Below are 24,940 nucleotides of genomic sequence, written 5' to 3' on the forward strand. Positions count from 1 at the left end.
CCGTATGGCGATACGGGCATGACAGGCGGGGGCATTCGGCGTTACCTTCGTGCGGGCCGTCGTATGAGCGCGGCCGGGCAAGGGCATGAAGGAGGGGCCGTGAGCGGGAAGTCCAGCGGTGAGCGGCGGACAGGACTGCTGAACGGCTTCGCCGCGTACGGGATCTGGGGGCTCTTTCCGCTCTTCTGGCCCCTGCTGGAGCCCGCCGGGTCGGTCGAGATCCTCGCCCACCGGATGGCCTGGTCCCTCGTCTTCGTGGCGGCCGCGCTGGTGGTCGTACGGCGGTGGGCCTGGGCGGGTGAGCTGATACGGCAGCCGCGGCGGCTGGCACTGGTCGCCGTGGCCGCGGCTGTGATCACCGTCAACTGGGGCGTCTACATCTGGGCCGTGAACTCCGGCCATGTGGTCGAGGCCTCGCTCGGATACTTCATCAACCCGCTGGTCACCATCGCCATGGGTGTGCTGCTCCTCAAGGAGCGGCTGCGGCCCGTGCAGTGGGCGGCGGTCGGGATCGGCTTCGCGGCGGTGGTCGTGCTCACCGTCGGGTACGGCCGGCCCCCGTGGATCTCGCTCGTCCTCGCCTTCTCCTTCGCCACGTACGGGCTGGTGAAGAAGAAGGTCAACCTCGGCGGCGTCGAGTCGCTGGCCGCGGAGACCGCGATCCAGTTCCTGCCGGCGGTGGCGTATCTGGGCTGGCTCACGGGCCGCGGGGAGTCGACGTTCACGACTCAGGGGCTCGGGCACGCGGCGTTGCTCGCAGCGGCGGGCGCCGTCACCGCGCTGCCGCTGGTGTTCTTCGGCGCGGCGGCGATACGCGTGCCGCTGTCCACGCTGGGGCTGCTGCAGTACCTGGCGCCGGTCTTCCAATTCCTGCTCGGCGTCCTGTACTTCCACGAGGCGATGCCGGCCGAGAGGTGGGCCGGGTTCGCGCTGGTGTGGCTGGCGTTGTGTCTTCTGACGACGGACGCGTGGCGGGCGGCCCGGCAGCTGCGGGCCGCCCGGACCGAGACGCCGAGGCTCGACGCCCCGGCGTCCACGGCGGTGGACGCCTGACCGACCGTTCAGCGGACGCCCGGCGGCTGCCGCTGACGTGACGGCGGCCCTCCTGCCGGCGTCACCGCTTCCACCACGCCCCCGACACGTCCCTCAGCGTGTTCGTACCGCAGTGCACCTCGCCCATCCCCAGGTGGTACGTGTTCCAGTCGTCGAGGTACGCCACCTTCATTCCCGCGCCCGTGTACGCCCGCGTGACGGCCTGGGTGAAGATGTCCTTGCCGTCGATGACCGGCCCCCACTGGCGCGGGGCCAGGTAGTGGTCGCGGCTGAGGACGATGCCGTTGACCGCGCCGGGGACATAGGCGCTGGTCTGTACGGCGGGGGCGGCCCTGAGGTCACGCTGCTGGCCGTGGTCGCGGGCCACGTCGGGGAGTTCGGCGCCCAGGCGGGTCAGCCTCGGCAGGGGCATCTTCCCGTCGCCGTCCGCGGTCCGTGCCTGCGTACCCCGGGTGTACAGGGCCGGCACCCGTACGATCTCCGCGTCCGTGACGCCCGTCTCGCGCTTGAGCACCTCCAGGTTCGCCTCGATGCGCCGCGCCGCCAGGTCGTTGTCGGCGAGCAGGGAGCGGTCGGCGAGGGCCTGGGCGATGGTCTCGCGGGGGCCACCCGGCACCGAGAACATCTTCGTGGCGCCGTGGCCCGCCTGCCCGGCCTCCCGCAGCAGCCGTATGCCCGCCTCGGGGTCCGCGACGCCGATCCGCCAGCCCCGCGGAGTGTCGGCGGGCAGGAACTGCACGAACTCGTCGACATGGCCGACGTGCAGCCAGGACGTGTCGAGGAGCAGCGGGTCCTGCAGGCCCTGGGACTTCAGCAGGGTGCGCATCGCCTTCGCCGGCTTGGAGCCGGTGTCCTTGCGCTCGCCCATGATCACCCGGCCCGCCGGGAAGGAGCGGCCGCCGTGCGCGTACGGCGGGATGGTCTCCATGTTGCCCGTGGAGTTGAGGGTCTCCTCCTCCGAGTCACGGACCCCCGTCACCTGCACCACGCCGACGTTCCGGCCGCGCAGCTTCTCGAACAGCTCCCGGCCCGCCTCCCGGTACGGCTGGGCGGAGCGCAGCATCACCCGCATCGAGTGCATACGGCCGTCCGGCCCGGCCATGCCGACGTACGCCGGCTCGACGAAGTCCTGCGCCCAGATGTCGCCGTACTTGGTGAAGTTGACCAGGGGCTTGGTGATGCCGGCCTTGCGAGCCTCCTTCTCCAGGCCCTCGCGGAAGACGCGGTTGAGGCGGGCGTACTGGTCGTTGCCGGAGATCTTGGTGACCATCAACTGCTGGGCGTTCTGCAGATGGTGGTGGGTGAGGAGCGGGGCCACGCGCAGGGTGACCTGGTCGGTCGTCGTGCCGGCGCCGGACGTCACCGTCAGCTTGATCCGGGCCCGGCCGTCCCACTTGGCGCTGTCCCGGATCACGTCCCTGGCCTCGACCCCGAACTCCACACCGGCTCGCAGCTCGGCGCGCGACAGCCGGGTCCGGGACGTGACCGGCTCCCAGCCGTTGCCTCGCCGTACGAAGACCCGGGCGTGCTTGGCACCGGCCGTGAGCGTCAGACGCCCCTCCGCCCCGGCCGGCACCTGGGGCATCGGCACCGAGCGCACCCGGGCCAGGTCGGCGGCGTCGGGGGCGCCGTTGACCTTGGTGTCGGCGGCGTCGTTGCAGCGGGCCAGCGCGGCGTCGGACAGGGGTCTGCCGCCGGGACCGGTGACGGGACAACGGCCGCTGTCGTCATCGATGTTGGGCAGCATCACCGCGCCCCGGCCGACGCTCCAGCCGTCCTCGCCCGCGGTGTCGGTGCCGCCCGTGACGTCGACCCGGCCGTCCCGGTTCACGTCGGCCCGCAGGTCGGCGGCGGTCGAAGGCTGGTCGGCCGCGAAGGCGGCGGGCGGTGCCAGCAGGGTTCCGGCGGCGGCGAGGACGACAACGGCCCGCTCGGCAGGCCGAGTTCGGCGTGCTCGATATGAACGCGTACGCAACGGTGCGTCCCTTCTCGGTTGGGGGGTGGCACCCGAGAAGAGGGACGGAGCGGTGAAGGCGTTGCGTGCGGGGTCAGTTGGGCTCGGTGGGGCGGGAGGCCGACTTCCGCGCCCGTGCCCGGTGGGTGCGGACCTTCTCCCGGTTTCCGCAGTGCTCCATCGCGCACCAACGGCGTCGGCCCGGGCGGGAGGTGTCGACGAACAGCAGGTAGCAGTCGTGGGCGCCGCACTCGCGGATGCGGTCGGCGTACGGCCCGGTGAACAGGTCGATCGCGTCGCGGGCGACCGTCGACAGGAGCTGGGCGGCCGTGGCGCCGGGAGCCCAGGCGCGGGTGCCGTCGGGTGCGATACGGGCGACCAGCGGGGGGCGCGCGGCGGCGGCGTTGATGACGTCCAGGTGGTCACGCCGGAGCGGGCGGCCGTGGGCGCGGTCGGCGGTGAGCAGGAAGAGGGCGTCACGGAAGGCGCGCGCTTCGGCCAGCTCCTCTTCCGACACAGCCGGCTCCAGCCCGTCCGGCAACCGGCTGCGGGCGGCCCAGGCCGCCAGGTCCGCGGGTGCGTGCAGCACCTCGTGGCGGGCGAAGGCACCCGGGCCGCCCGTCGTCAGCAGCTCCAGGCAGAGCGCGCCCGGGTCGAAACGGTAGGGCTTCCCCTCGTACGAGATCAGGGTCAGGCCGGGCGGCCCGTCCGGCGATTCCATTGCACGCCCACTCATGTAACCAATATAACTGGTTACATGACCGAGACGAACGAGACCGCCGAGACGAACGAGACCGCCGAGACCGCCGAGACGGCCGACACGGCGGACACGGCGGAGACGGCGGAGACGGCGGAGACCGCCGACACGCCCCAGACGACCGAGACCCCCGCACCCACCCCGACCCCCCTGCACTGGAAGCTCGTCATCGACTGCGCCAACCCCCAGTCCCAGGCCGACTTCTGGGCCGCCGCGCTGCACTACGCGGTCGAGGACAACAGCGCGTTCATCGAGCGGCTGCTGGAGCTCGGCGCGCTGCCGCGGGAGGCCGTCGTCGAGTTCCACGCGCGCCTCGCCTTCCGGGACCTGGTGGCCGTACGGCATCCGGACGACCCGTACGACCAGGACAGCGGCACCGGGCTGGGGCGGCGGCTGCTGTTCCAGCGGGTGCCGGAGGCGAAGACCGGAAAGAACCGGCTCCATCTCGATCTGCACCCGACGGCCGGGGAGCGCGAGGGCGAGGTCGAGCGACTGGAAAGGCTGGGGGCGAGTGTGCTGCGGCGGGCGAAGGAGCCGGGCGGGGAGTGGGTGGTGATGGCGGATCCGGAGGGAAATGAGTTCTGCGTGCAGTGAGCCACACCGGCTCCTCTATGTGAACACCCTGTCCGAATAGCACTCTTGACGGAGAGTCAGGCTCAGCTCCACCATCCAGGCACCCCATTCACTGTGGAACCCATGTGGCCATCCCACAGGGTTCCCTCTGGACCACGGAGCCCCCCACATGAAGCTCTCCGTCTCCGCGCGCGCGTTGGCGGCCGGTGCCGTCGCGGCGGCCCTGCTGCTCACCGGCGGATCCCTGGCCGGCGCCGCGCCCGCGCCCGCGCCCTCGGCAGCGGCCGCACCCGACATACCCCTGTCCGGCGTGAAGGCCCACCTCACCCAGCTGCAGTCCATCGCCACCGCCAACGGTGGCAACCGCGCGCACGGCCGCCCCGGCTACAAGGCCTCCCTCGACTATGTGAAGGCCAAGCTGGACGCCGCCGGATACACCACGGCGATCCAGCAGTTCACGGCCTCCGGCCGTACCGGCTACAACCTGATCGCCGACTGGCCCGGCGGCGACACCAACCAGGTCCTCATGGCCGGCTCGCACCTGGACAGCGTCTCCTCCGGCGCCGGCATCAACGACAACGGCTCCGGCTCGGCCGCGGTCCTGGAGACCGCCCTCGCCGTGTCGCGGGCCGGCTACCAGCCCACCAAGCACCTGCGGTTCGCCTGGTGGGGCGCGGAGGAGCTGGGGCTGGTCGGCTCCCGCTACTACGTCAACAACCTCTCCGCCGCCAACCGCGCGAAGATCCGCGGCTATCTGAACTTCGACATGATCGGCTCGCCCAACCCCGGCTACTTCGTCTACGACGACGACCCCGCCATCGAGAAGACCTTCAAGGACTACTACGCCGGCCTCGGCGTACCGACCGAGATCGAGACCGAGGGCGACGGCCGCTCCGACCACGCCCCGTTCAAGAGCGCGGGCGTGCCGGTGGGCGGGCTGTTCACGGGCGCGAGCCGTACGAAGACCGCCGCTCAGGTGGCCAAGTGGGGCGGTACGTCGGGGCAGGCCTTCGACCGCTGCTACCACTCGTCCTGCGACACGACGTCCAACATCAACGACACCGCCCTCGACCGGAACAGCGACGCCATCGCCTACGCGGTGTGGGGGCTGTCGGCGTAGCTCACCGGACCCCGGGCACCGGACACCGGGTCACGGCGTCACGGCGTCACGGCCTCATCTGGTGATCAACTGACGGGCGGTTCGGCCGACTTGGCGGCTCGGGCGGCGAGGCGGTCCATGCGGGCGCGGGCCGACTCCAGCTCCTCGATGTCCTCGGCGGCCGGACCGCCCTCGGCCATGAGCTCGGTCCACAGACCGAGCAGATCCCGGCCCAGGTCAAGCCCCAGCCCAGGGTCCCGTACGGCCCGCCAGGCGGTGGCCGCGCCCTGGATGCTGCCGTACGCCGCCTCGGCGTCCCGGGTACGGTGGTGCGCCCGGGCCACGTCGAGGGAGAGAGTGAAGGCGCGCTCCGGATCGCCCGCCAAGTAGGCGATGTACGCGCCGAGTTCACGCATCCGGAGCACCTCGCGATGCTCCGGGCCCAGCACCGCGCACGCTTCCGCCACGGTCCGCTCCGCGAGTTCCGCCGCCTGTGCCGTCCGCCCCGCCCTCACGGCCTCGTTGGTCCGCGTCAGCGGTTCGGTGAAGGGGGAGGCGTCGGCGGTCGTGGCGGGCGGCGCGTCACCGAGGACGGCTTCGGCCACGGCGTCGAAGCCGCGGGGTGGGGCGGGCTTCGGGTCGGGGTCCAGGTGCGGCACGTCGGCTTGCGGCATGTCGGCTCGCGGTACGTCGACTCGCGGTACGTCGACTCGCGGCCTCTCGGTCGGCGGTACGTCGGCCTGCGGTAGGCCGGCCCCCGGTACGGCGGCCTGCCGCGGCCGCGCGTCCATGGGTGGCGGTGGCCCGAACTCCCCCAGCGGCGGCGCGACCGTGCCGGGCACGGCGTCCGGCACCGGCTCGGGCAGCGCGCGCATACGGAAGGTGGGCGAGGCGTCCTGCTGCGGGCGCGGCAGTGGCCGTAGGACATGTGTGGGCCTGTCCCCCTCGGGCTCCATGCCCGGCGGGGGTGGCGTGGGTGGCGTGGGTGGTGCGGCCGGGTGAGCCGGCGGTGCCGTGCGCACGGGTTCCGCGGTGAACCGGCTGGAGCCGTCCGCGTCCACCCGCAGCGGGACGACGTAACCGATGCGCTCGTCGTGGACCGTGGCGTGCACGGGGTGACCGGCGGCACGGGCGATGCGCTGGAGGTGAGTCAGCACGGCGTGCTGGATCTCCTCCCCGGGAGCCGCGGTGACCGGTACGCCGCCGATCGACGCGCCGCCGGCGCCCGGACCGACGGCGGGGACCCGCACGTCGATCGGCGCGGCCACGGGGGCCGCCGTGGCCGCGGCGCGTTTCTGTTCCCGCTTCATCGCGCGGCTGAGTCGAGACATCGGCTCCCTCACTCGCTTCCCCGACGTCTTCCCCGGCGTCAAGATCCGGTCGTCCAGGTCGGACACGTCGTACACGTACTGTCGAGTCTCTCCGGCCGCGCGCGGCGCGGACGTCACCGGGGCGTCACAGACTCGTTCCAGGAGCTTGTGCCACGTCACAGCATTCTCATGCCCAGCGTGAAGATCGGTGGCGTGGCGAGGAAGGAGTGCGGGCATGCGGACTGACATGCACGTGCAGCAAGGGCCGGCACCCGGTCCGGAGATCTGGATCCGCGGGCCGGTGGCCCTACCGGAGGAGCCGCCGCCCTCCCCTGCCGCCGTCGCACCCCGGCGCTTCTCCTGGGTCGGCGTGCACGGCGGGGCGGGTGTCTCGACCCTCGCCGCGGTCTACGGCGGCCATGACTGCGGGCGCGCCTGGCCCGGGCCCGCCGATCCGGCGTCGGTCCTGCTCGTCGCCCGTACACATGCGGCCGGGCTGGCCGCCGTCCGGCATGCCCTTGAGGTCTTCCGGCGCGGTGAGGCCCCGCGCGGGCTCGATCTCGACGCCGTCGTGCTGGTCGCGGACGCGCCGGGGCGGCTGCCTCGGCTGCTCGCCGAGCACGTCAAGGCGATCGAGTCCGCGGTCGATGTGTACCGGGTGCCGTGGGTGCCCGCGTGGCGGCTCGGCGATCCGAGCGGACCGCCGCCTCGGGAGGCGGCTGCGCTGGCGCGGCTGACGGGGCGTTCTCGCTGAGCCGGGGAGAGAGCCGGCTGGGCCCCGGTGCCATTCCCGGCCCCCTCCCCGCCGCCCTGTCCACCGCCTTCCCCGCCGCCCTGTCCGCCGAGGAGATCGCCTCGGCCGTACGCTCGCGGGCTCTCCGGGCCGTCGACGTCGTCGCGGCGGCGCTCGAACGGATCGAGCGAGCCGACCCCGTGCTGTGCGCCTTCATCGAGGTGTGGGGCGAGGAGGCGCTTCGGCGGGCCGGTGAGGTGGACGCGCGGGTCGACGCGGGCGAGCGGCTGCCGTTGGCCGGGGTGCCGATCGGGGTCAAGGGCCGGCATGGGCTGCGCACAGCGGGCCCGCTGCTCGCGGCGGGGTGCGTGGCGGTGGGGGCGACGTCCGTTCCGGGGCCGGGCACCGCCTGGCAGACCTGGGGGCGCGGCCGGCACGGCCGTACCGTCAACCCCTGGCGGCACGACCGTACGCCGGGCGGCTCCTCGGCCGGGTCCGCGGCCGCGGTGGCCGCGGGGCTGGTGCCGCTCGCGACGGGCAGCGACGGGGCGGGGTCAGTACGGATTCCGGCGGCATGGTGCGGGGTCGTCGGACTCAAGGCCGGCAACGGGCGGTTGCCGTCGACCGACCGGACCGGGCTCATGGCGCCGGGGGTGCTGGCGCGGTCCGTGGGGGACGTCTCGGCGTACTGGAGCGTGATGTCGGGGGAAGAACCCGGCTCGGGCTCGTCCCCTCCGGTCGCCGTCTGGTCTGCCGACCTCGGTTTCGACGATCCCGACCCGGACATCGTGGCGGTCGCCCATGCGGGAGCCGTACGGCTCGCGGAAGCCGGTGCCCTACGGCTTGTGCGCCCAGGCATCCCCCTTCGCCTCGAAGACCCGGCCTCCGCCTGGCTCGCCCTGCGCACGCCCGGAGCCGATCCCACGGCCGCCCACCGCATCCGGGCGGAGAACGACCGCAGACTGGACGCCCTCTTCGCCGATGCCGAGCTGCTGCTCACGCCCACGGCACCCACCCCACCGCATGGCCACGACGGCCCCGGAGACCGCTACTCCACCGCCCTGACCTGGGCGTTCAATCTGAGCGGGCATCCGGCGATCAGCATTCCGGTGGGCTTCGGTCCCGACGGCTGCCCGGTGGGGCTCCAGCTGGTCGCCCCGCGCGGCCGGGAGGACCTGCTGCTCTGGACAGTTCGTTGCGCGCACATATAATGCATACGCATGCTATTTCTTGTGCCGACCAACTGGGGGACCACCTCATGACCCGCCGTTTCCTGTTCGTCCTCGGCAGCAGCCGCCGCGACGGCAACACCGAACTGCTGGCCCGCAGGGCCGCCGAGCAGCTGCCCGAGGGTGTCGAGCAGCAGTGGATCGACCTGGCCGCACATCCGCTGCCCGACTTCGAGGACCTGCGGCACGACAGCGACCATGTGCGCCCGACGGAGGGGAGCGCGGCCCTGCTGCTGGACGCGACGCTCGCGGCGACCGATGTCGTGATCGTCTCGCCGCTGTACTGGTACTCGGTGTCCGCCCACGTCAAGCGCTACCTCGACTACTGGTCGGGCTGGCTGCGCACACCCGGAGCCGACTTCAGGGCGACCATGGCCGGGCGCACCCTGTGGGGCGTCACCGCACTCGCGCACCAGGAGCGGGAGGTCGCCGACCCGCTGGTCGGAACGCTCAACAACTCGGCCGCCTACCTGGGGATGCGCTTCGGCGGGGTGCTGCTCGGCAACGGCAGCAAGCCCGGTGACGTACTGAACGACACCGAAGCCCTGGCCCGCGCGAAGACGTTCTTCGCACAGGAGGCGCCCCTCGCGCGCTTCCCGTACGAGACCGACTGAGGTCGGCCGAGGAGCTAGGCGGTGATGTCCTTCGCCGTGAACCGCGCCCATGCCGCCGAGCCGAACACCGCCGCGTAGAGGGCCTGGACGCCGAGGTTCTTGACCAGGTCGTCCCAGTAGACCGGCTCACGCATGAGGTCGGCGAAGGACAGCCAGTAGTGGGAGAAGAAGTACGGCTGGATCGCGTGGAGTTGGGGTATCTGGTCGAGGATCTGGACGGTGATCAGCAGGCCGACGGTCGTCGCCATCGCCGCGATGCCGCTGTTGGTCAGCGTCGAGACGAACAGGCCGAGCGCCGCCACACCTGTGAGTGACGCGGCGACGACCAGGGCGATCAGCAGGGCTCTGCCCAGCCCCTCCGCGAAGCTGATCCGGGTGCCCGAGATGGTCGTCAGATCACCGAGAGGGAAGAGCAACGCCCCGACCGTGAGTGCCGAGACGGCCACCACGAGGGTGGCCACCAGGCAGAAGGTCATCGTGGTCGCGTACTTGGTGAGGAGCAGGCGGGTGCGGCCGGCGGGAGCGACCAGGAGATAGCGGAGGGTCCCCTGGTTCGCCTCGCCCGCTATCGCGTCGCCCGCGATGACGCCGATCGCCATCGGCAGGAAGAAGGGGAGCGTCGCAGCCAGCGCGGTGAAGACCAGGAACAGGCCGTTGTTGGTGATCTGCGAGATGAACGCCGGGCCGCCGCTCTGCGGGCCGCCCCCTCCCATCGACGCCCCGTCGCTCGTCTCGATCTTCACGGCGATCCCGACCAGGATCGGCACGGCCGCGAGTACGGCGAGCAGCGCGAGGGTGCGCCAGCGCCGGAAGGTCGTGAGCAGTTCGCTGCGGAGAAGACCGAAGGTCCACAACGGACTGGGTTCACGGATTGCCTGACGCTGCGAGATCACCTCAGTCGGTGAGACCGCCTCAGCCCGCGACATCGAACCCCTCCCCCGTGAGCGCCACGAACGCGTCCTCCAAAGAGGCTCGCTCGACACCGAAACCGCGGACGCGGACTCCGGCGTTCACCAGCGCGGCGTTGACGTCGGCCAGATCGCGGTCCGGCGGTTCGGCGGTCACCCGGTCGTCGGTGATGACGACGTCCCCCGCGCCCTGCTCCTTCAGCACCCGGGCCGCGTCTCCGGTGTCGGGCGTGGTCACGACGAGACGGCCGCGCGTCCCCGCCGCCAGCTCCCCGACCGCGCCCTGGGTGATCAGCCGGCCCTGCGCCATCACCGCCGCGTGCGTGCACACCTGCTCGATCTCGTCGAGGAGGTGGGAGGAGAGGAAGACGGTCGTACCGTCGGACGCCAACTCGCGGATCAGCGACCGTATTTCGCGCATGCCCTGTGGGTCGAGGCCATTGGTCGGCTCGTCCAGGACGAGCAGTCTGCGCGGCTGGAGCAGCGCGGCCGCGAGCCCCAGCCGCTGCTTCATGCCGAGGGAGTACGCCTTGGCCTTCTTGCCCGCGGCGGCCGTCAGGCCCACCCGGTCCAGCGCCGCCGCGACCCGGGTGCGCCGGGTGCGCGGATCGGCGGTCGGGTCGGCGGCGTCGTAGCGGATGAGGTTGTCACGGCCGGAGAGGAAGCCGTACAGCGCGGGCCCCTCGATCAGCGCGCCCACCTGTGGCAGTACGGCGCGCGCGGCCCGGGGCATGGGCTGCCCGAGCACCCGCGCGGTGCCGGAGGTGGGCTCGATGAGGCCCATCAGCATGCGGATGGTGGTGGTCTTGCCGGAGCCGTTCGGCCCGAGGAAGCCGAAGACGCTGCCCGCCGGGACGGTCAGATCGAGACCGTCGACGGCGAGCTGCCCGCCGCGGTAGCGCTTGGTGAGCGCGCGGGTGGCGATCACCGTGTCGACGCCGGCGCCGCTGCCGCCCTGGACGACAGAGGCGGTCCGATCGGCCCGGGCGACATGGTCGGCCCTGCCGGCTTGGGCGACCGGGTCGACGTGATGGGCCTGGGCGACCGGGTCGGCCTGATCGTCCTGGGTGACCCGGTCGGCGTGATCGGCCTCGTCGGTTTCCGCGGCGGGCAGTTCCTCCATCGGCTCCTCAGGCTCCTCGACTCATGCTGGGGTAGGGAGGTTGGGGTTGCGGGTCACTTCCCCGAGTCGGCCGCCTTCACGAGCGTGTCCTTGTCGACCGCACCCACGTAGACCTTGCCGTCGTCCGTGATCAGGGCGTTGATCAGGCGGGTCGAGAAGACCGTGCCCGAGCCGAACTTGCCGGTGACCTTGTCGCCCAGGGAGTCCAGGAAGCCGCCCATGTCGCCACCGACCTCGGCGCCGGAGGGGACACCCTCGCCGCCGGTGTCGAAGACGGCCACGGAGTTCCAGCCCTCGCCTATGACCTCGGGGCCGCCATGGGCCGCCTTGCCGAGCTCGTCCCCGGACTTCCGGCCGCCGAGTTCCTTGTCGAGTTCCTTGTCGAGTTCCTTGTCGAGTTCCTTGCGGAGCTCGCCCTCGGACTTCGGCGCCCGGTGCCCCTCGGCCTCGGCGGCGCCCTCCAGCTCGCCCTCCTCCGTGACCTTCGCGCCCTTGGGCGGGGTGAAGTCGAAGGTGGAGGCGGCCGGCTTGGCGAAGCTGACCTGGGTGAAGCCCGCGTCGACCACGGCCGCGCCGCCACTCGACGGGGTCAGCGTGAACTTCAGCGGGATGCCGGTCTTGGCGTCCACGGCCACCGTGATCGCGCCGACCGTGGTCCCGGACTGCTTCGGCTTGATCAGCAGCCGGTACGCGTCCCGGCCGGCGACCTGCGCGGTGCCGTCGACGGTGACGGACGTGGTGTCGTCGACCGCCTTCAGCGCCTCTTCGGCCATGTCCTTGGGCGTGGCCGGAACCTCTTGCGTCTTCTCCTCCCCGGCCCGCTGCTCGTCGGCGGTGCCGTGGAAGACCTCGTTCGACTTGCTGTCGTAGCCCCAGACGTCCTTGCCGTTGTGGATGAGGCTGTATTCGGAGGCGTTCTCCAACAGGGAGAGCTTCTGCCTGTCCGGGCCGTCGACGGCGACGCGCAGGGTGTGCGTGCCGGACGCCAGCTCGGTGAGCTTGGCCGTGGGATCGGCGGACGATCCGTCTCCGGACCCCGACCCCATGGCGCCGGAGGTGAGGCTCGACTCCAGCCCGCCGAGGTCGGGCAGGCCAAGATCCGTGGTGATCTTGAAGGTGCCGGACAGCTGCTGTACGTCCGACTGGGCGATCTTCTCGATGAGTTGCTGCGCGGTGATCTCCGGCAGGTCCGGGTCGCCGGAGTCGGCGATCGCCGGGACGAGCCCGATGGTCGCCGCCGCGACCCCCACGACCGCGACCGGGACGATGTACCGCGCCGCCTTGCGCCGCCCGGACCGCAGGTCGTCGACCTCCCCGGCGGCGGTCGTACTGTCGTCGGATGCGTACGGTGCCATGTGTGCCTTACCTCCGTCGTCGGCGGCGGCTGACCGTCTCGTTCGTCGCCCGCGAGTCTTTCGACCCCGCACTCGTCCACCCCTGAGCCGCCATTCTCACCCGAATCGGTGAGGAGTGGTGATTTCCGTGGTTTCCATCTGACCAAATCCGCCAAGGAGATTCGTCAACCTTCGGAGCCAACTCCACGTACACCTGCGGTATGACACGCGGAGGCCAGGCCTCCCCCGACCCGTAGGGGTTGGGGGGAGACGACGCCGCCGGGCGTGCGCGCCGACACGTTGGCGTAGAACGAATTCGGGCCCGCCTTGCGGGCGTTGAGGAGGTCGGAACCCTTCACGGTGCCGGTGCCCGTGCCCGTGCCCGTGCCGGCGAGGCTGTGGCCCTTGCGGTCGCCAAGGGGCAGAGCGCCCCTTCAGGGAACGATGGGACGGATGGGGAAAGCGGCGGCGGTGAGACTAGCCCGCCCGATGCACCACGGCGTCGCACAGCTCCATCAACGCGGCCTTGGCATCGAGGTCCGGCAACGGAGCCAACGCGGCCCGCGCATCCTCCGCGTACCGCACCGTGTCCCGCCGCGCCTGCTCCAACGCCGGATGCACCCGCAGCGCGGCCAACGCCTCCGCATGCCGCGCGTCGTCACTCAGATCGGAGTCCAGCAGCTCGCACAACGCGATGTCCTCCGCCAGCCCGAGCCGCGCGGCCCGCTCCCGCAGCCGCAGCACCGGCAGCGTCGGAATCCCCTCCCGGAGATCCGTCCCCGGCGTCTTCCCGGACTCATGGGAGTCACTGGCGATGTCCAGTACGTCATCCGCCAGCTGGAAGGCGACCCCGAGCCGCTCCCCGTACTGGGTCAGCACATCGACCACCGTCTCGTCGGCGCCCGACATCATCGCCCCGAACCGGCAGGACACCGCCACCAGCGACCCGGTCTTCCCGCTCAGCACATCCAGGTAGTGCTCCACGGGATCCCGCCCGTCCTGCGGCCCCGCCGTCTCCAGGATCTGCCCGGTGACCAGCCGCTCGAACGCCTCGGCCTGCACCCGCACCGCCTCAGGGCCGAGGTCGGCCAGGATGTGCGAGGCACGCGCGAAGAGGAAGTCGCCCGTCAGCACGGCGACGGAGTTCCCCCACCGTGTGTTCGCGCTCGGCACCCCGCGCCGCACGGCCGCCTCGTCCATCACGTCGTCGTGGTACAGCGTCGCCAGATGGGTCAGCTCCACCACCACGGCCGACGGCACGACGCCCGGCGCATACGGGTCCCCGAACTGGGCGGTGAGCATCACGAGCAGTGGCCGGAACCGCTTTCCACCCGCCCGCACCAGATGCTGGGCGGCCTCGGTGATGAAGGGGACCTCACTCTTGGTGGCTTCGAGCAATCCCTCCTCGACAGCCGTCAATCCGGCCTGGACATCGGCTTCCAGAGCCTGGTCCCGCACGCTCAGCCCGAACGGCCCGACGACGGTCACGAGGGGTCTCCTGTCTGCTGGTGTCTACTGGCGGTTTACACGGTTTGTCGATAGGTCGCTGCCATCACTCAAGTCAGCGTATCCGGTCACGTTTCGATCACTGATGCCGCCCACCCGTCCACCATGGGCGGTATCGGATCACGACCGGTATGTTTTTGATCACCTGATAAGGATGGACATCTATCCATTTATAGGTCCACGCCGACCCGCACCCCGACCGGAAGTCGCCGTAGACCCGACAGCGGCCCGCTCACCCTCTCCGCGCCGCGCCGCCGCAACGATCAAGGTTGACATGGACACGCGGGCCGACGGTCACACCCGACGCGCCCCTCGACGCCACGAGAGACTCCACGCGAGACGCCCCCCGCGAGACGCCCCGCCCGCGCACACCCGCGCGCCATCCCCGCGAGACGACTCACCACCCCCGCGAACCACAAACCACGCACTACGAACGACGAACGATCATCATGGCAACGACTCGCACCACGCGTGAGGTTCCGCCCGCATCCACCCCGCCCGAATGAAGGACGAAGAGCCACTTTTCCACAGCACTTGGGACAAACGGACTCAACGGGCGGACCATTAACGGCGAGTTGGAGTCATTGCCCGATTTGCCGCACTTGCGGATGCCAGTGAATTGGGTCACGCACCCCCGCTCGCCCACCCAACCCGCCGCACCGGCATTCCCCCTTGCCCCGAACGCCAGTTGAAACTTGGCAACCGCAAAGGATCAAGCAACACATACGTGCCGAACCATGGTCAACAGCGTGCCCGGTGGCCATGACCCTTGTTCCGGGCATGTGCTCTCGCATACGTTCCCGCCGAGTCGGGCGGACGCCGAATCCTGCCGCCGCCCGAGCCATCCGACGACCGAAGCACCGCACGGCAGGAGCGGGGGAACCAGGTAAGTCGCCGAACCGGACGCCTTGATGGCGCACCGGGCCGGCTAGGGGTGAAGTCGCACCGTCGTACGGCGGCGCGGCCGGGCATCTCCCGCCCGAACCCGACAGCTCACCTCGCAGGCGCCGGAGAGGAACAGCGCCATGCCCCGAGGCAAACACCGCCGCCCCCGCACCAACCCGCTCACCCGCCGCGTCGTCGCAGCCGGCACCGGCACCGCCGCACTCGCCCTCCCGCTCCTGAGCGCGACCACCGCGAGCGCCGCACAGCCGGCCCAGGCTCCCGCCTCCGCCGCGCAGGCCGCAGCGCAGGACAAGTCCATCACGTACAAGACGGTCAAGGGCGATACGCTCTATGACATTGCGGACAAGTACGACACACCGGGCGGCTGGCGGCAGCTCTACAAGGACAACCGCAAGACCATCGGTGACGACCCGCGGCTGATCCACCCGGGCCTGGAGCTGACGGTCAGGACGACCAAGAAGGCGAGCACGCCGAGCAAGGCCTCCACGACCGCCAAGAAGTCCACCCAGTCCGTCGCCCGCGCCACCCAGGCCTCCGCCAAGACGTACGCGAACAACCTCGACGGCTGGATCCGCGAGGCGCTGGACATCATGGCGCAGAACGGAATTCCCGGGTCGTACGACGGCATTTACCGCAACGTCATGCGTGAGTCGTCGGGCAATCCGGCCGCCATCAACAACTGGGACTCCAACGCCGCCGCGGGCACCCCGTCCAAGGGCCTCCTCCAGGTCATCGACCCGACCTTCGCGGCCTACCACGTGCCGGGGACGCTGTACGACCCCTTCGACCCGGTCGCGAACATCACGGCCGCGTGCAACTACGCGGCCGCGCGCTACGGCTCGATCGACAACGTGAACGGCCCCTACTGACGGCCCCTACTGGGCGAGATCCGCGAGACTCCCCGCGAAGAGCCTCTCGAGGACGACGGCGATGCCGTCGTCCTCGTTGGAGAGGGTGATCTCGTCGGCGACCGCCTTGAGTTCGGGATGGGCGTTGGCCATCGCGACACCGCGGGCGGCCCAGTCGAACATGGGGATGTCATTGGGCATGTCACCGAAGGCGATGGTCTCGTGCGCGCCGAGACCGAGATGGTCGGCGGCGAGCGCGAGACCGGTCGCCTTGGTGATGCCGCATGGCTGGAGTTCGACGGTGCCGGGCCCCGACATGGTGACCGTCGCGAGCGACTCCACCACAGCGCGCGCCGTCGCCGCCAACTCGTCGTCGGAGAGGGTGGGATGGCGCAGCAGCACCTTGCTGATCGGCTCGCACCACAGGTCGTCGCGGTGCTGGACGCGTACGGCGGGCAGGGTCGGGTGGGGCATCAAGTACCCGGGTTCGATGAGCGTGAGCCCGTCGACGCCGTCCTGGTCGACGGCCGCGTACACCTGCCCGACCTCGGCCTCGATCTTGCCGAGCGCGGTCTCCGCGAGCTCCCGGTCCAAGGTGACGGACCACAGCAGCCGGTCCGCGCCGACGTCGTACAACTGCGCGCCCTGCCCGCACACCGCAAGCCCCCTGCTGCCCAGGGCGTCGAGGAGCGGCCGCACTCTGGGCGCCGGCCGTCCCGTCACGACGAGGTGCTGGGCTCCGGCCGCCGCCACCTGCGCGAGCGCGTCGAGGGACCGGTCGGAGAGCGTGTCGTCGCCTCGGAGCAGCGTTCCGTCCAGGTCAGTGGCGATGAGTGAATATGCGATGGGTGCGGCCATGATCAGAGAATACGGACAGGACGCCTCATCGACTCGACGTGAACCGGACGGCTGCTGTGTTCACATGTGTTGACACCTGTTCCGGTTCCCGTTCAGTCCGCGTCCCCGCAACTTCCCTCGGGCTGTGGTGATTTCACCCCCACGTGGTGCCCGCGCGAGCGCCGACAGCTCCTTCTCGTCGAAGTGGTCGGCGACTTCGTCCCCCAGGGCCGGCCGCCCTGTGCCGTCCAGGTGCGACGACCTGCCCGTTCGCCGACTCGGCGACGCGGCCTCCGTACTGCCCAAGACCGGCGACTCACCCGTAACGTGTGGCCCGACCACATGGCATACGGAGCGTATGAGAGTGAGGCAGCACCCCATGCCCCCCTTCGATCTGCCCGAGGGCGACCCCTTCGGCACGCACAACCTTCCGTACGGCGTCTTCTCCCTCCCCGGCTCGGACCCCGCACGCCGGGTCGGCGTCCGCCTCGGCGACCACGTCCTCGATGTGGGCAAGGCCGCCTACGCGCTCGGCTCGCCGTACGCCCCGCTGCTCGCCCAGGGCTCCCTGAACCCGCTGCTCGCCGCGGGCCGCACCGCCTGGTCGGACGTACGGCGCGCCCTGACGGCGTGGGTGACGGTGCCGGCGCACCAGGAGGCCGTCGCGGACCTCTTCCATCCGCTGTCCGCAGTGACCCTGCACCTCCCCTTCGAGGTCGCGGACTACGTCGACTTCTACGCCTCCGAGAACCACGCCCGGAACGTCGGCCAGATCTTCCGCCCCGACGCGGCGGACTCCCTGACCCCCAACTGGAAGCATCTGCCGATCGGTTACCACGGCCGCTCGGGCACGGTGGTCGTGTCCGGCACGGACGTCGTACGTCCGTCCGGGCAGCGCAAGGCCCCCGCTGATCCGGCGCCGGTCTTCGGCCCGTCGGTCCGCCTGGACATCGAGGCAGAGGTCGGCTTCGTGGTCGGCGTACCGTCGCGGATGGGCGAGCCGGTGGCACTGGGCGACTTCCGGGAGCACGTCTTCGGGCTGTGCCTGCTGAACGACTGGTCGGCACGCGACATCCAGGCCTGGGAGTACGTCCCCCTCGGCCCCTTCCTCGGCAAGTCCTTCGCCACGTCGGTGTCGGCGTGGATCACCCCGCTGGACGCCCTGGACGAGGCCCGGGTGGCACCGCCGGAGCGCACGCACCCGCTGCTGCCGTATCTGGACGACTCCGGCTCCGGAACGGAACCCGGCGGCTACGACCTGCGGATCTCCGTGGCCATCAACGGCCACGTGGTCTCCGAGCCCCCCTTCTCGACCATGTACTGGACCGCCGCCCAGCAACTCGCCCACATGACCGTGAACGGCGCCTCGCTCCGCACCGGCGACCTGTACGGCTCGGGCACGGTGAGCGGCCCGACGGAACGGGAGCGCGGCTCGCTGCTGGAGCTGACGTGGAACGGCCGGGACCCTCTCGAACTCCCGGACGGCAAGCGGACCTTCCTGGAGGACGGCGACGTGGTGACGCTGTCCGCCTGGGCTCCGGGGCCCGGCGGGGTCCGGGTGGGGCTGGGGGAGGTCACCGGGCGGGTTGTATCAAGCAGTTGACACAAGCCCCCGGGAGGCCGCATCTTGTACTCACCGCTTGATACAAGCGGTGAGTACAGGTCTATGTACATGTGTACGCACACGTCTGCGTACACGTCGACGGCCAAGTCGGCGTACGGGTCATCTCCACGGGGGTCTGTGTCTGTCATGCTCGAACTCGGCTCACGAACATCCGCCTCGGCGTCCGCGCCGGCGTCCGCGTCGGCGCCGGCATCCCGCGCACCCGTCGACCGCTATGCCCGCTGGACAGGCCTGGCCGTCGGGGCGCTGGCCTCCCGCTGGCTGCTGCCCATGAACAACGGCGAGGGCACTCTCTACGCCATCGTCGTGTTCGGCCTGTGCGCGGTGGCCGGAGTGCTGCTCGGCGACATCCTGACCGCGCCGCGCCGGGGCGCGGTACGCACTGCGGCACTCACTCCTCGCCGGGTCCGCGACTATGTACCGCCCCGCATGACCGCCCTGCTGCTCGCCCTCGCGACCGCACTGGTCGTCCTGCTGACGGCGGCGGCCACGGTGGCGTCACCGGACGACCTGGGCCGGGCGGGGCGCGCGCTCACGCTGACATGCCGGGGCGTGACCGAGTCGGCCGGCCCCTGGCCCGGCCTCTACTACGGCCTTCCCATCCTGGCCTCCCTCGCCCTCGCCACGGCCGCCTGCGGCTGGTCCCTGCGGCGCATCGCGACCCGCCCCGGCGACGAACAGTCCCGTCGGGACCGGGCGTTGGCGATCGTCGCCGCCTGGGGTCTGGTGGTCTCGTCGTCCCTGTTCGGCGTGGCCTCGATGGTGTCGGGTGCGCTGATGAGCACGACGTGCGACGGCGCGCTGGGAGTCGCGGGGAACTGGACGGTGTGGCCACTGGGGCTGATCGCCCTGCTCACAGCGCCGTGGTGCCTGTTCACGATCATCTCGCCGCGGGCGACGGCCTGGCGGGGCCGTCGGGCCGGCACCGGTGGGACCGACCGCCGATGAGCGGGGCCGGCCTGCGCGTCGACACGACCAGCCCGGTCCCGCCGTACGAACAGATCCGCTCCCAGCTCTCCGCCCTGATCTCCACCGGCCGCCTCGCGGAGGGCGAACGTCTGCCGACCGTACGGCAGTTGGCCGCCGACCTGGGGCTGGCCACGGGAACGGTGGCACGGGCCTACCGCGAACTGGAGGCAGCGTCCCTGATCCGCACGCGGCGAGGCGCGGGCACCCGCGTCGCCCCGCTCCCCGCGGGCGCCCACCGACCGGATCAGGCCGAACTGGTGGCACTGGCCCGGCGGTTCGCCGCGGAGGCCCGTGCGCTGGGAGCGGACGACACTGAGGTGGAGGCGGCGGTCCGGGCGGCGCTGCGAGGGTAGGCGGGGTGGCGGTACGGACGCTGCGGGACAGGGAGGGCCGGGGGCCGGGGGGAGCCGGATGATGTCCGTGTCGGCGTAGGCATGGCGCCCGGAGACGAGTTCGGCGGCTCTTTCCCGCTGACTCCGGCGACCGCCACCGTCATACTGGCTGGCGGCGGGTGACGTGTTCATCGCCCACCGCCCCGCACAGCACTGCACAGCACAGCCGCCCCCGCACCCTCCAGCCCAGGATACGGAGCCACTGGCATGACCGCCTGCCTGCTCCTGTTGAGCATCGTCGCCCTGACGGCCGCCGTGCCCGTTCCGCGTGCGCTGACCCGGGCCGCGTGGCCCGAGCGGGAACCCGTGGTCGCGCTGTGGGTGTGGCAGTGCCTGGTCGCGACCGTCCTGCTGTGCTGTCTGACGGCCCTGTCGCTGGGCGCCGCCGCCGTCTTCGGCACCGTACGCGCGCAGCTCTTCGCCCCCGCTCCGCCGGCGGTGACCGCGGCGTACGACCTCTCGTCCGCCCCGCCCTGGGCGACCGCCCTGACCCTGCTCCTGGCCTGCGGTGCCGCCTGGACGACCGCGATGCTGGCCCGCGAACTCGCCGAGGCGCGCCGACGCCGCCGTCAGGCCCGGGCCCACCTGCGCGAACGTGCCCCCGACCTGCCGGCCGGCCTGCCCGCAGCGCGCGGTCCGCTGCTGGTCCTGGAGGACGAGTACCCGGACGCCTGGTGGATGCCCGGCAACCCGTCCCAGCTGATCGTCACCACCGGCGCCCTGCACCGGCTGACCGGCCACCAGCTCGACGCCGTCCTCACCCACGAACGCGGCCACGCCCGCGCCCGCCACGACTGGCTCCTCCACCTCTCGACCGCCCTCGCCACCGGCTTCCCCCGCATCCCGCTGTTCGCCCACTTCTGCGACCAGACCCACCGCCTGGTGGAACTCGCCGCCGACGACACCGCCTCCCGTCGCTGCGGCCACCTGACCACGGCCCTGGCCCTGATCGAGCTGAACCAGCACCGAGGCGTCCTGTCCTGCGCCTCCAGCCACCGCCTCCTCGGCGAACGGGTCGACCGCCTCCTCCAGCCCCCACCCCGCCTGGGCCGCAGACACCGGGCCCTCACGACGGCGGCGGCAGCGCTGGTGCCCCTGCTGCCCCTACTGATCGCGTTCGCACCGGGCTTGACGGCGTTGGGCTGAAGGCGGTGGGGCCCTGCTTCACCCCAGTTCGCTCATACGGCCGGCCGGACTGTCACGGGGCGTCGAAGTGCGTGCGTTCGCGTACGGCGGGATAGCCCGCCTTGGCGAAGTGCGCGGCCATGGGTGCGTTGGCCTGGTCCGTGGCGGCGGCGATGAACTCGGCGCCCCGCTCCACGAGGAAGTGCGTGCACTCGGCGAGGAGGTCGTGGGCATAGCCGTGGCCCCGGTGTTCGGGCAGGACGCCGATGAAGCCGATGCACGGCCCCTGCGGGTTGTGCGCCGGGATGTGGATGCCCGCCAGTTCTCCTTCCCGGGTGCGGGCCACCTGCCACCACTCGCGGGGCGAGGGGCACCAGTTGAAGAAGTCGACTGCCTCCTGGGCGGCCTGGTCGAGCCCGCCCACCGCGATGGCCTTGCGGGCATGGGCGTCGAGAGTGACGGAGTGGATGCGGCGCAGGGCGTCGAGGAAGACCTTGTCGTCGGGTTCGGGGGCGAACTCCAGACGGCCGGGGCGGGCGGGCAGCGTGCACTGCGGTGTCCAACGGTAGACGATCCGCTCGACAAAGAGGGTGAAGCCGGCCGCACGGGCGGCGGCGTAGCGGGCTTCGGCGGCCGCGCGCTGGACGGGGTCGTCGCGCCAGCCGGCGGGCGGGTTGATCTCCAGCCCGACCCGCCACGGGGCGGTGCGCAGCAGTTCGGCGCCGGCCGCCTCCTCGCCGTCGGCGACGTCGAACCACTCGGCGAGAAGCGGCTCGCTGTCGTCGGGGCCACCCCACCATGCGGCCCGGGCGACCACACGGCCGTCGCGCAGGGCGACCCGCTTCCAGTCGGGCCGGTAGCGGACCTGCCGGTGCGTCTCCCCGGCGCGCAGGGGGTCGGGCAGGGTGTCGAAGAGATGGGCGTCACGCTCGTCGAGCGCACGGATGACCAGATCGGTCATGGATTCCTCCGGGATACGAACGGTGGTGACGCTCCCGGGCGAACAGGAATCAGACGAGGCACGCCGGGTCAACGGAGTGGGAGCGCGGGAACGGTGTGGTGCGCATGGCGCTCGCCTCCTTCCGTCGATCTTGGGCGTGCGGCGCAACGCTAGGGGGCCACCCGCGCGCTGTCCACCGGCTTTCCCGTCCCTAGGCCCACTCGTCCGGCGCCGGCTCCTCGTCCGTCTCCGGCCAGTCATCCCTCTCCGGCCAGCCGTCCGTCCCTGGGCCTGATCCTGCCCCCTCGGGCTCGGAGACGGCCGCCGTCGACTCCGATTCAGCGCCGGGCGCCTCGCGCAACGAGCCCAACACCTGCAACACCCCCGCCCCGTACGTCGCCAGTTTCTTCTCCCCCACTCCGCCGACGCCCCCGAGCTCCCGCACCGACTCGGGCCACACCGTCACGATCTCCCGCAACGTCGCGTCATGGAAGATCACATAGGCCGGGACACCCTGCTCCCGAGCCTGCTCGGCACGCCAGGCCCGCAGCGCCTCGAAGGCCGGCACCAGCTCCTCCGGCAACTCGGCCACCGCGGCCTTGGCCTTGCGCTCCCCGCGCGCGGAACCCGCCGCACCCGACCCCGACGCCGACCGTGAGGTCACCGGCTTCTTCGGCTCCTTGCGCAGCGGCACCTCCCGCTCCCGCCGCAGCACCGAGCCACTGGCCTCCGTCAGCACGAGCGTCCCGTACTCCCCCTCGACGGCGAGCAGCCCCTGCGCGAGCAACTGCCGGATGACGCCGCGCCATTCGCCCTCGCTCAGCTCCTCGCCGATGCCGAACACGGACAACTGGTCGTGATCGAACTGGATCACCTTGCCGGTGCGCCGCCCCAGCAGAATGTCGACGATCTGCACCGCCCCGAACTTCTGCCCGCGCTCCCGCTGCAGCCGCACCACGGTCGACAGCACCTTCTGCGCCGCGACCGTGCCGTCCCAGGTCTCCGGCGGCGTCAGGCAGGTGTCGCAGTTGCCGCAGCCCACCGGATCGGGGTCCTGGCCGAAGTAGGCGAGCAGCTGACCGCGTCGGCACTGCGCCGTCTCGCACAGCGCCAGCATCGCGTCCAGATGCGCGGCCGCCCGGCGCCGGAACGCCTCGTCGCCCTCGCCCGACTGGATCAGCTTGCGCTGCTGTATGACGTCGTTGAGGCCGTAGGCCATCCAGGCCGTGGACGGCAGTCCGTCGCGGCCGGCTCGGCCCGTCTCCTGGTAGTAGCCCTCGACCGACTTGGGCAGGTCGAGGTGGGCGACGAACCGCACGTCGGGCTTGTCGATACCCATCCCGAAGGCGATGGTCGCCACGACGACCAGGCCGTCCTCCCGCAGGAACCGGGACTGGTGCGCCGCGCGCGTGCCCGCGTCCAGGCCCGCGTGGTAGGGCACCGCCTCGATGCCGTTCCGGCTCAGGAACTCGGCCGTCGCCTCCACCGACTTGCGCGAGAGGCAGTAGACGATGCCCGCGTCGCCCGCGTGCTCCTCTCGCAGAAAGCTCAGCAGCTGCTTCTTCGGGTCCGCCTTCGGAACGATCCGGTACTGGATGTTGGGCCGGTCGAAGCTCGCCACGAAGTGCCGGGCCGTCGGCATGTTCAGCCGCTGGGTGATCTCCTGGTGCGTGGCGCGGGTGGCCGTCGCCGTCAGCGCGATCCGCGGCACGTCCGGCCAGCGCTCGCCCAGCAGCGACAGGGCCAGATAGTCGGGCCGGAAGTCGTGGCCCCACTGGGACACGCAGTGCGCCTCGTCGATCGCGAAGACGGCGATCTTGCCTCGCGAGAGCAGGTCCAGCGTCGAGTCGAGTCGCAGCCGCTCCGGCGCCAGGTAGAGCAGGTCCAGCTCGCCCGCGAGGAACTCGGCCTCCACCACCCGGCGCTCGTCGAAGTCCTGCGTGGAGTTCATGAACCCGGCGCGCACACCGAGCGCCCGCAGCGCGTCCACCTGGTCCTGCATGAGGGCGATGAGCGGCGAGACGACGATGCCGGTACCCGGTCTGACCAGGGACGGAATCTGGTAGCACAGGGACTTCCCGCCACCGGTGGGCATGAGCACGACGGCATCGCCGCCCGCCACCACATGCTCGATGACGGCTTCCTGCTCCCCGCGGAAGGCCCCGTACCCGAAGACCCGGTGCAGCGCGGCCAGCGCCTCGCTGTCGGCCGCCCCGGCCGACTCGGTCACCCTTGGCATCTCGCTGATCCCGCCTGTCGCACCCATCGCCGTGTCCCCCGTACGTCGTCCCTCGACCACTGCCTCCACGATAGGGGCCGCGACCGACAGTCCCGGAGTTATCCACAGGCCGCTCCGCGAACCCTGCGTCAAGGACGCGACCGTCGTTCACACGTTCGCGGCAGACCTGCCCGTTTCCGGCGGATAGTCTGAGTGGACCGGCGAGACTCCGTCCCATGGGAGCACTGATGAGCGTCGCACCGAAGGCGTCCACGCCCGCTTGGCCGACCCCGCCGGAAGGCGGCTGGACCGCCGACGACCTGGACCGCCTCCCGAATCTACCTCCGCACACGGAACTGATCGACGGGAGCCTGGTCTTCGTGAGTCCGCAGACCCTTTTTCACGAGCGCGCGGTTGATTTCTTCAAGTGGCAGCTCCAGTCCCTGGCCCCGGCGGAGTTCGAGGTCATCCGCGAGTTCACCATCGACATCGACCGGCAGAACCGGCCGGAGCCGGACGTGATCGTCGTGAGCGGGGACGTCGTGGAGGACTCGGAGCAGACGCGGTTCCCGGCGGAGGCGGTCCTCCTGGCCATCGAAGTCGTCTCGGCCGACTCCGTGTCCCGGGACCGCGAGACCAAACCGCTGAAGTACGCCCGCGCGAAGATCCCCCACTACTGGAGGGTCGAGAACGAGAAGGGCCGCGCGGCGGTGCACGCCTTTGAGCTGGAGCCCACCACCCGCGCGTACGCGAGCGTGGGCATCTTCCGTGAGCGAATGAAGCTGGACGCTCCCTTTCCGATCGACCTGGACCTCACTCAGATCAAGACGCGCCGCGACAAGGACCAGTAGCCGCCCCGGCACGTCACAGCGGCCCGGCTCCCTCGGA

At 71.4% G+C, this 24,940-nt stretch carries 22 protein-coding genes and 1 riboswitch; of the genes, 12 read left to right on the top strand and 10 right to left on the bottom strand.

Annotation, left to right across the window (positions count from 1 at the left end):
- The first annotated feature begins 63 nt into the window (after positions 1-63).
- The gene (rarD, locus tag AQI70_RS19500; RefSeq protein WP_251062469.1) at positions 64-1,053 is read left to right on the top strand and encodes an EamA family transporter RarD; all 990 of its coding nucleotides are present in this window, start codon (positions 64-66) and stop codon (positions 1,051-1,053) included.
- Positions 1,054-1,114: 61 nt separating this feature from the next.
- Here the strand turns inward: rarD and AQI70_RS19505 are convergent, their stop codons facing one another.
- The gene (locus tag AQI70_RS19505; protein ID WP_062151507.1) at positions 1,115-3,028 is read right to left on the bottom strand and encodes a protein-arginine deiminase domain-containing protein; all 1,914 of its coding nucleotides are present in this window, start codon (positions 3,026-3,028) and stop codon (positions 1,115-1,117) included.
- Positions 3,029-3,101: 73 nt separating this feature from the next.
- Positions 3,102-3,743 carry a CGNR zinc finger domain-containing protein gene (locus AQI70_RS19510; protein WP_208607393.1) on the bottom strand — a complete coding sequence of 214 codons (642 nt, stop codon included), beginning with the start codon at positions 3,741-3,743 and terminating at the stop codon, positions 3,102-3,104.
- Positions 3,744-3,914: 171 nt separating this feature from the next.
- Here AQI70_RS19510 and AQI70_RS19515 point away from each other — a divergent pair, with 171 nt between their 5' ends.
- Both AQI70_RS19515 and AQI70_RS19520 read left to right on the top strand, forming a co-directional pair.
- Positions 3,915-4,358, top strand: a complete 444-nt coding sequence (locus AQI70_RS19515; RefSeq protein ID WP_062152010.1) for a VOC family protein — start codon at positions 3,915-3,917, stop codon at positions 4,356-4,358.
- 148 nt (positions 4,359-4,506) lie between these two features.
- Positions 4,507-5,457: a M28 family metallopeptidase gene (locus tag AQI70_RS19520; protein ID WP_062151508.1), complete on the top strand. Its 951-nt coding sequence runs from the start codon at positions 4,507-4,509 to the stop codon at positions 5,455-5,457.
- A gap of 65 nt (positions 5,458-5,522) precedes the next feature.
- Here the strand turns inward: AQI70_RS19520 and AQI70_RS19525 are convergent, their stop codons facing one another.
- Complete coding sequence (locus AQI70_RS19525; protein WP_062152013.1) at positions 5,523-6,767, bottom strand: tetratricopeptide repeat protein; 1,245 nt, start codon at positions 6,765-6,767, stop codon at positions 5,523-5,525.
- A gap of 214 nt (positions 6,768-6,981) precedes the next feature.
- Here AQI70_RS19525 and AQI70_RS19530 point away from each other — a divergent pair, with 214 nt between their 5' ends.
- Genes AQI70_RS19530 through AQI70_RS19540 form a run of 3 tightly spaced genes read left to right on the top strand, consistent with a single transcriptional unit; the run spans position 6,982 to position 9,322 of the window.
- Complete coding sequence (locus AQI70_RS19530; RefSeq protein WP_062152016.1) at positions 6,982-7,500, top strand: DUF6668 family protein; 519 nt, start codon at positions 6,982-6,984, stop codon at positions 7,498-7,500.
- 56 nt (positions 7,501-7,556) lie between these two features.
- Entirely contained in the window at positions 7,557-8,690 is a 1,134-nt protein-coding gene (locus AQI70_RS19535; RefSeq protein ID WP_062152018.1) for an amidase, read from the top strand.
- A 47-nt stretch (positions 8,691-8,737) separates the two neighbouring features.
- Entirely contained in the window at positions 8,738-9,322 is a 585-nt protein-coding gene (locus AQI70_RS19540; RefSeq protein WP_062151511.1) for a flavodoxin family protein, read from the top strand.
- A gap of 14 nt (positions 9,323-9,336) precedes the next feature.
- Here the strand turns inward: AQI70_RS19540 and AQI70_RS19545 are convergent, their stop codons facing one another.
- The 4 genes from AQI70_RS19545 to AQI70_RS19560 form a co-directional block, all read right to left on the bottom strand.
- Positions 9,337-10,248, bottom strand: coding sequence for an ABC transporter permease (locus tag AQI70_RS19545; RefSeq protein ID WP_062151514.1), 912 nt, complete (start codon positions 10,246-10,248; stop codon positions 9,337-9,339).
- Positions 10,235-11,353, bottom strand: coding sequence for an ABC transporter ATP-binding protein (locus tag AQI70_RS19550; protein ID WP_062151517.1), 1,119 nt, complete (start codon positions 11,351-11,353; stop codon positions 10,235-10,237). Before AQI70_RS19550 ends, AQI70_RS19545 begins: the two co-directional genes overlap by 14 nt.
- 53 nt (positions 11,354-11,406) lie before the next feature.
- Positions 11,407-12,708 carry a LolA family protein gene (locus tag AQI70_RS19555; RefSeq protein ID WP_062151520.1) on the bottom strand — a complete coding sequence of 434 codons (1,302 nt, stop codon included), beginning with the start codon at positions 12,706-12,708 and terminating at the stop codon, positions 11,407-11,409.
- Positions 12,709-13,164: 456 nt separating this feature from the next.
- On the bottom strand, positions 13,165-14,175 hold the full coding sequence (locus AQI70_RS19560) for a polyprenyl synthetase family protein (RefSeq protein WP_062151523.1): 1,011 nt from the start codon (positions 14,173-14,175) through the stop codon (positions 13,165-13,167).
- Between the two features lie 858 nt (positions 14,176-15,033).
- A riboswitch (cyclic di-AMP (ydaO/yuaA leader) is annotated at positions 15,034-15,213 on the top strand.
- A gap of 5 nt (positions 15,214-15,218) precedes the next feature.
- Here AQI70_RS19560 and AQI70_RS19565 point away from each other — a divergent pair.
- Positions 15,219-15,968: a LysM peptidoglycan-binding domain-containing protein gene (locus tag AQI70_RS19565; RefSeq protein ID WP_062151525.1), complete on the top strand. Its 750-nt coding sequence runs from the start codon at positions 15,219-15,221 to the stop codon at positions 15,966-15,968.
- Positions 15,969-15,974: 6 nt separating this feature from the next.
- Here the strand turns inward: AQI70_RS19565 and AQI70_RS19570 are convergent, their stop codons facing one another.
- The gene (locus tag AQI70_RS19570) at positions 15,975-16,805 is read right to left on the bottom strand and encodes an HAD family hydrolase (RefSeq protein ID WP_062151528.1); all 831 of its coding nucleotides are present in this window, start codon (positions 16,803-16,805) and stop codon (positions 15,975-15,977) included.
- A 358-nt stretch (positions 16,806-17,163) separates the two neighbouring features.
- Here AQI70_RS19570 and fahA point away from each other — a divergent pair, with 358 nt between their 5' ends.
- The 4 genes from fahA (at position 17,164) to AQI70_RS19590 (ending at position 20,915) form a co-directional block, all read left to right on the top strand.
- Positions 17,164-18,387 carry a fumarylacetoacetase gene (gene fahA / locus AQI70_RS19575; RefSeq protein ID WP_062151532.1) on the top strand — a complete coding sequence of 408 codons (1,224 nt, stop codon included), beginning with the start codon at positions 17,164-17,166 and terminating at the stop codon, positions 18,385-18,387.
- 147 nt (positions 18,388-18,534) lie between these two features.
- Complete coding sequence (locus AQI70_RS19580) at positions 18,535-19,356, top strand: hypothetical protein (RefSeq protein WP_062151535.1); 822 nt, start codon at positions 18,535-18,537, stop codon at positions 19,354-19,356.
- Positions 19,353-19,730: a GntR family transcriptional regulator gene (locus AQI70_RS19585; RefSeq protein ID WP_062151538.1), complete on the top strand. Its 378-nt coding sequence runs from the start codon at positions 19,353-19,355 to the stop codon at positions 19,728-19,730. The genes AQI70_RS19580 and AQI70_RS19585 overlap by 4 nt, the downstream gene beginning before the upstream one ends.
- A gap of 246 nt (positions 19,731-19,976) precedes the next feature.
- Positions 19,977-20,915: a M56 family metallopeptidase gene (locus AQI70_RS19590; protein ID WP_062151541.1), complete on the top strand. Its 939-nt coding sequence runs from the start codon at positions 19,977-19,979 to the stop codon at positions 20,913-20,915.
- A gap of 52 nt (positions 20,916-20,967) precedes the next feature.
- Here AQI70_RS19590 and AQI70_RS19595 read toward each other — a convergent pair whose 3' ends face one another.
- On the bottom strand, positions 20,968-21,855 hold the full coding sequence (locus tag AQI70_RS19595) for a GNAT family N-acetyltransferase (RefSeq protein WP_062151544.1): 888 nt from the start codon (positions 21,853-21,855) through the stop codon (positions 20,968-20,970).
- A gap of 190 nt (positions 21,856-22,045) precedes the next feature.
- Positions 22,046-24,100 (bottom strand): DNA helicase RecQ, encoded by a 2,055-nt coding sequence (gene recQ / locus AQI70_RS19600; protein WP_062151547.1) that lies wholly within the window; start codon positions 24,098-24,100, stop codon positions 22,046-22,048.
- A 200-nt stretch (positions 24,101-24,300) separates the two neighbouring features.
- Here recQ and AQI70_RS19605 point away from each other — a divergent pair, with 200 nt between their 5' ends.
- Complete coding sequence (locus AQI70_RS19605) at positions 24,301-24,903, top strand: Uma2 family endonuclease (protein WP_062151550.1); 603 nt, start codon at positions 24,301-24,303, stop codon at positions 24,901-24,903.
- Positions 24,904-24,940 lie beyond the last annotated feature (37 nt).

The organism is Streptomyces curacoi, assembly GCF_001513975.1.
Taxonomy (GTDB): domain Bacteria; phylum Actinomycetota; class Actinomycetes; order Streptomycetales; family Streptomycetaceae; genus Streptomyces; species Streptomyces curacoi.

What these genes read in the sequence shown, in the direction of transcription:
- rarD (WP_251062469.1), top strand. Translation starts at nt 64, where the DNA reads ATGAGCGCGGCCGGGCAAGGGCATGAAGGAGGGGCCGTGAGCGGGAAG.
- AQI70_RS19510 (WP_208607393.1), bottom strand. Translation starts at nt 3,743, where the DNA reads ATGAGTGGGCGTGCAATGGAATCGCCGGACGGGCCGCCCGGCCTGACC.
- AQI70_RS19520 (WP_062151508.1), top strand. Translation starts at nt 4,507, where the DNA reads ATGAAGCTCTCCGTCTCCGCGCGCGCGTTGGCGGCCGGTGCCGTCGCG.
- AQI70_RS19525 (WP_062152013.1), bottom strand. Translation starts at nt 6,767, where the DNA reads ATGTCTCGACTCAGCCGCGCGATGAAGCGGGAACAGAAACGCGCCGCG.
- AQI70_RS19530 (WP_062152016.1), top strand. Translation starts at nt 6,982, where the DNA reads ATGCGGACTGACATGCACGTGCAGCAAGGGCCGGCACCCGGTCCGGAG.
- AQI70_RS19540 (WP_062151511.1), top strand. Translation starts at nt 8,738, where the DNA reads ATGACCCGCCGTTTCCTGTTCGTCCTCGGCAGCAGCCGCCGCGACGGC.
- AQI70_RS19545 (WP_062151514.1), bottom strand. Translation starts at nt 10,248, where the DNA reads ATGTCGCGGGCTGAGGCGGTCTCACCGACTGAGGTGATCTCGCAGCGT.
- AQI70_RS19550 (WP_062151517.1), bottom strand. Translation starts at nt 11,353, where the DNA reads ATGGAGGAACTGCCCGCCGCGGAAACCGACGAGGCCGATCACGCCGAC.
- AQI70_RS19555 (WP_062151520.1), bottom strand. Translation starts at nt 12,708, where the DNA reads ATGGCACCGTACGCATCCGACGACAGTACGACCGCCGCCGGGGAGGTC.
- AQI70_RS19565 (WP_062151525.1), top strand. Translation starts at nt 15,219, where the DNA reads ATGCCCCGAGGCAAACACCGCCGCCCCCGCACCAACCCGCTCACCCGC.
- AQI70_RS19570 (WP_062151528.1), bottom strand. Translation starts at nt 16,805, where the DNA reads ATGGCCGCACCCATCGCATATTCACTCATCGCCACTGACCTGGACGGA.
- fahA (WP_062151532.1), top strand. Translation starts at nt 17,164, where the DNA reads ATGCCCCCCTTCGATCTGCCCGAGGGCGACCCCTTCGGCACGCACAAC.
- AQI70_RS19580 (WP_062151535.1), top strand. Translation starts at nt 18,535, where the DNA reads ATGCTCGAACTCGGCTCACGAACATCCGCCTCGGCGTCCGCGCCGGCG.
- AQI70_RS19585 (WP_062151538.1), top strand. Translation starts at nt 19,353, where the DNA reads ATGAGCGGGGCCGGCCTGCGCGTCGACACGACCAGCCCGGTCCCGCCG.
- AQI70_RS19590 (WP_062151541.1), top strand. Translation starts at nt 19,977, where the DNA reads ATGACCGCCTGCCTGCTCCTGTTGAGCATCGTCGCCCTGACGGCCGCC.
- AQI70_RS19595 (WP_062151544.1), bottom strand. Translation starts at nt 21,855, where the DNA reads ATGACCGATCTGGTCATCCGTGCGCTCGACGAGCGTGACGCCCATCTC.
- recQ (WP_062151547.1), bottom strand. Translation starts at nt 24,100, where the DNA reads ATGGGTGCGACAGGCGGGATCAGCGAGATGCCAAGGGTGACCGAGTCG.
- AQI70_RS19605 (WP_062151550.1), top strand. Translation starts at nt 24,301, where the DNA reads ATGAGCGTCGCACCGAAGGCGTCCACGCCCGCTTGGCCGACCCCGCCG.